Genomic DNA, 3,932 nt, shown 5'->3' on the forward strand with positions numbered 1-3,932 from the left:
TTGCTACTCGGCCAGCAATTCCCTCAGCGCCATGCGCTTGTAGGCCGCGACCAGCCTGTCGCCCTCTTGGCGCTCAACCGAGATCGCCAGCCGCATGGCGGCTTCGCCCATCTGCCAGATGAGGAACGCCGTCGTTTCCAACGCCACCGGATCGGCTGCCGGCCGCAGCCGTTTCAGCACCGCGGTTAGAAACTCGGCATTGGCCCGGCTGTCGGCGAGTTCGAGCTGGCGCAGCGCCTTGTCGGCTTGCGTGCCCGACCAGATGTCGCGCATCACCGGTTCGGCCAGGAACAGCCGGTAATAGATGTCGACCAACTCTGAAAACGCGGACTGCAGGCCTTCGGCGTCCCTGACACCAGCCAGTGCTGCCGAAATGCAGGACTGGCTTTCGGCGGTGTAGCGCTCGGCCAGCGCCCAGATGATCGCCCGCTTGTCCGGAAAGAACTGGTAGAGCGACCCGATCGACACCCCGGCCCGTTCCGCCACCTCTCCCATGCGCATGGCGTCGCTGCCTTGCTCGGCGATCAGCGCTGAGGCGGCAGTCAGCATGCGCTCGACCCGCTCGCGGCTGCGCTGCTGGCTGGGCGCCCGGCGCGGCGAAGCAATCTGCTCCCGCGGGGAAACCGGCGCGGCCGTGTCTTCCATGACTGACTCCAATGCCAGCAAAATCGCTTGACTCGCAAAATACGAGGGTTTATCACATTTTGCAAACGTGAGTATTATTCATATTTTAAACAGAGGAAACGGTTATGACTGACCCGACAACCAAACCAATTCTGATCCTCGGCGGCACCGGCAAGACCGGCCGCCGTCTCGCCGAGCGGCTGACGGCGCACGACCTGCCGGTGCGGATCGGCTCGCGCTCCGGTACACCGCGCTTCGACTGGGAAGTCCCAGCGACCTGGGGACCGGCAATGCAAGGCGTCAGCGCCCTCTACATCAGCTACTATCCCGACATCGCCGTGCCGGGCGCCGCTGAAACCGTCGACGCCTTCGCCAGGCTCGCGGTGCAAAACGGTGTCACCCGACTGGTGCTGCTGTCGGGGCGCGGCGAAACGGAAGCCCAGCGCGCCGAAGAGATGCTGAAGGCCTCGGGCGCCGACTGGACCATCCTGCGCTGCGCTTGGTTCTCGCAGAACTTCAGCGAAGGCTTCTTCACCGGGTCCCTGGCTGAAGGCGAAGTGGCGTTGCCGATCGGCAATGTCGGCGAGCCCTTTGTCGATGCCGACGACATCGCCGACGCCGCCTTTGCCGTGCTGACGGAGCCAGGCCATGTCGGCCAGCTCTATGAGTTGACCGGGCCGCGGCTGCTGAGCTTCGCAGACGCGGTCGCCGAGATTGCCAAGGCGGCCGGACGCGACATCCGCTTTGTCAGGATCTCGCATGACGAATTCACTGCCGCAGTGGCCGCGCATGAGCTGCCGCCCGAATTCGGCTGGCTGCTCAATGAGCTGTTCACCCAGGTGCTCGACGGCCGCAACGAGTCGCTCACCGACGGCGTCCAGCGCGTGCTTGGTCGCCAGCCAAGAGACTTCTCCGCCTACGCAACGCAAACCGCCGCAACCGGCATCTGGAGCAACTGACATGATCGCGAAGCTTCTCCCCACCCTCATCTTCATCGCCGCAATCGGCTCAGGCGTCGTCGGTGGCGTCTTCTTTGCTTTCTCCAGCTTCGTCATGCCGGGTCTCGCCCGCATGCCCGCTGCCGGCGGTATCGCCGCGATGAATTCGATCAATGTCACCGCGGTGACGCCGCTGTTCATGACCGCCCTGTTCGGCACGGCGCTTGTCTGCGTCCTTGTCGCCATCGGCGCGGTGATGGGCTGGAGCCAGTCGGGTTCGCTCTGGCTGCTTGCCGGCAGCCTGCTGTATCTCATCGGCATCGTGGTGGTGACGATGATCTTCAACGTCCCGCTGAACGATGCGCTCGCCGCCGTCGATCCGGCCAGCAGCAATGGCGCAAGCCTGTGGTCGCGCTACCTCAATGAATGGGTGATGTGGAACCATGTCCGCACCATCAGCGGCATAGCCGCGCTGGCATCCTTCTGGTTCGCCACGCGTTGACGACGATGGATGGAGCGACCGATGAAGGATCAATACGCAAATATGGCCTTCGGCATGGCCATCGGAGTTGGTGTCGGTGCCGCGATCGGCACCGCTCTGGATGATCTGCCGATGGGCGTTGCCGTGGGTATTGCGATTGGCGCCGCCGTCGGTGCGTGGCGACGCAAGTGACGGCAGCGCTCGCGACCCCTATGCCTTTGTCTTCCGATCGGAATGGCCGAGGTCGCGGTCCGGATCAATGACATCGCGGACCAGTTGCTTCAGTTTGGCCGCGTCCGGAAAGCCGCCGTCGCGCTTGCGATCCCAGACAAGCACGTCATTGCAGGAAATGGTGAAGATGCCGCCGGTGCCGGGCACCAGCGTCACTTCGCCAAGGTCCGTGCCGAAGGTCGACAGCAGCTCCTGCGCCATCCAGCCGGCGCGCAGCAGCCACTGACACTGCGTGCAATAGGTGATGCGGATGACCGGCAACGGCTTTTCGCTCGTGGCGGGTATAGCTCCGCTCATTTCGGACTGAGCTTCGCTCATGCCGCGCTGAGCTTGGCCATGGTCTCGTCGTCGACTTCGAAGTTGGCGTAGACGCTCTGCACGTCGTCGTCATCCTCGAGCGTGGCGACCAGCTTCATCAGCGACTGTGCCCGCTCCTCATCGACCGGAACGTTGTTTTGCGGCCGCCAGATCGGCTTGACCGATTCAGCCTCGCCGAGCGCGCCTTCCAGCGCCTTCGACACTTCGCCCATGTTCTCAAAGCCGCAATAGATGGTGTGGCCTTCCTCGTCGGACTCGACATCATCGGCGCCGGCTTCGATCGCCGCATCCATGATCTTGTCGGCGCTGCCGGCCGATGCCGGATAGTAGATCTCGCCGGCACGGTCCCACATGAACGACACCGAGCCGGTTTCGCCCATCGCGCCGCCGGCCTTGGTGAAGGCAGCACGCACATTGGATGCCGAACGGTTGCGGTTGTCGGTCAGCGCCTCGACAATGACGGCGACGCCGCCCGGGCCATAGCCCTCATAGCGCACGGCTTCGTAGTTCTCGGCATCGCCCATCGAGGCCTTGTTGACGGCGCGCTGGATGTTGTCCTTCGGCATCGACACCGCCTTGGCGTTCTGAATCGCCAGCCGCAAGCGAGGGTTCATCGATGGATCGGGCGTCCCGCTTTTGGCGGCGACGGTGATTTCGCGCGCCAGCTTGGAAAACATTTTCGACCGCACCGCATCCTGGCGGCCCTTGCGGTGCATGATGTTCTTGAACTGTGAATGGCCAGCCATGGCACCCCTGTCGTCTTCTCGGCTAGAGCATCCCGAAGCGAAGTGATCTGACCTCGTCTTCCGCAATGCCCGAATTCAAAATTTCAGAGCGTCCCAGGTGCAACTCGTGGAAGCACGGCGTTCTCTGTCGGAATGGCCGGCTTATAGATAAATCGGCTCAATTCGTCCAGCCGCACCACGCACGGGACGCGCGACATGGGCTGCTGCAAGCGTTCACGCCTCGAGGTCCGACTTCAGCCGGTCGATGATGCTGAGGGCATGCCCGGCATACTGGCTGATCCACCGGTCGTGGATCTGCTTGATCGGCAGCGCGTTGAGATGGTTCCAGCGCTCGCGGCCGTCGCGCCGCGCAACGATCAGGTCGGCCTCCTCCAATACCTTGAGATGCAGCATCACGGTGCAGCGATCGATGTCGGGAAAGGCCTCGCACAGCATGCCGGTCGTCTTCGGCGCGTCCTTCAGCTGATCCAGCATTTCACGCCGGCGCGGATGCGCCAGCGCCTTGAAAACATTGTCGTCTTGCGATTGGGTTGACATGTTATGTTTTTATAACATATTGTCGGGCCGATCAAGGGAAGGAGTTGTGGATATGTC

The 3,932-nt window shown here is 63.0% G+C and carries 7 protein-coding genes; 3 read left to right on the forward strand and 4 right to left on the reverse strand.

From position 1 onward, the window contains the following. Window positions 1-3 precede the first annotated feature (3 nt). Window positions 4-645: a TetR/AcrR family transcriptional regulator gene (locus EN906_RS25790; RefSeq protein ID WP_127270924.1), complete on the reverse strand. Its 642-nt coding sequence runs from the start codon at window positions 643-645 to the stop codon at window positions 4-6. Between the two features lie 104 nt (window positions 646-749). Between EN906_RS25790 and EN906_RS25795 the strand changes: the two genes are divergently transcribed. The 3 genes from EN906_RS25795 to EN906_RS25805 are packed head-to-tail and all read left to right on the forward strand — an operon-like array spanning window position 750 to window position 2,235. After that, the gene (locus tag EN906_RS25795; RefSeq protein ID WP_127273225.1) at window positions 750-1,583 is read left to right on the forward strand and encodes an NAD(P)H-binding protein; all 834 of its coding nucleotides are present in this window, start codon (window positions 750-752) and stop codon (window positions 1,581-1,583) included. A 1-nt stretch (window position 1,584) separates the two neighbouring features. After that, window positions 1,585-2,064, forward strand: coding sequence for an anthrone oxygenase family protein (locus tag EN906_RS25800; protein ID WP_127269208.1), 480 nt, complete (start codon window positions 1,585-1,587; stop codon window positions 2,062-2,064). Window positions 2,065-2,085: 21 nt separating this feature from the next. Next, window positions 2,086-2,235, forward strand: coding sequence for a hypothetical protein (locus tag EN906_RS25805; protein ID WP_127269209.1), 150 nt, complete (start codon window positions 2,086-2,088; stop codon window positions 2,233-2,235). Window positions 2,236-2,253: 18 nt separating this feature from the next. Here the strand turns inward: EN906_RS25805 and EN906_RS25810 are convergent, their stop codons facing one another. From EN906_RS25810 to EN906_RS25820, 3 genes are all read right to left on the reverse strand, one after another. Further along, window positions 2,254-2,592 carry a SelT/SelW/SelH family protein gene (locus tag EN906_RS25810; RefSeq protein WP_127269210.1) on the reverse strand — a complete coding sequence of 113 codons (339 nt, stop codon included), beginning with the start codon at window positions 2,590-2,592 and terminating at the stop codon, window positions 2,254-2,256. Then, the gene (locus tag EN906_RS25815; protein ID WP_023811824.1) at window positions 2,589-3,338 is read right to left on the reverse strand and encodes a YebC/PmpR family DNA-binding transcriptional regulator; all 750 of its coding nucleotides are present in this window, start codon (window positions 3,336-3,338) and stop codon (window positions 2,589-2,591) included. Before EN906_RS25815 ends, EN906_RS25810 begins: the two co-directional genes overlap by 4 nt. Window positions 3,339-3,551: 213 nt before the next feature. Continuing rightward, the gene (locus EN906_RS25820) at window positions 3,552-3,875 is read right to left on the reverse strand and encodes a helix-turn-helix domain-containing protein (RefSeq protein ID WP_127269211.1); all 324 of its coding nucleotides are present in this window, start codon (window positions 3,873-3,875) and stop codon (window positions 3,552-3,554) included. Window positions 3,876-3,932 lie beyond the last annotated feature (57 nt).

This window comes from Mesorhizobium sp. M7A.F.Ca.CA.004.06.1.1, from assembly GCF_003999135.1.
Taxonomy (GTDB): domain Bacteria; phylum Pseudomonadota; class Alphaproteobacteria; order Rhizobiales; family Rhizobiaceae; genus Mesorhizobium.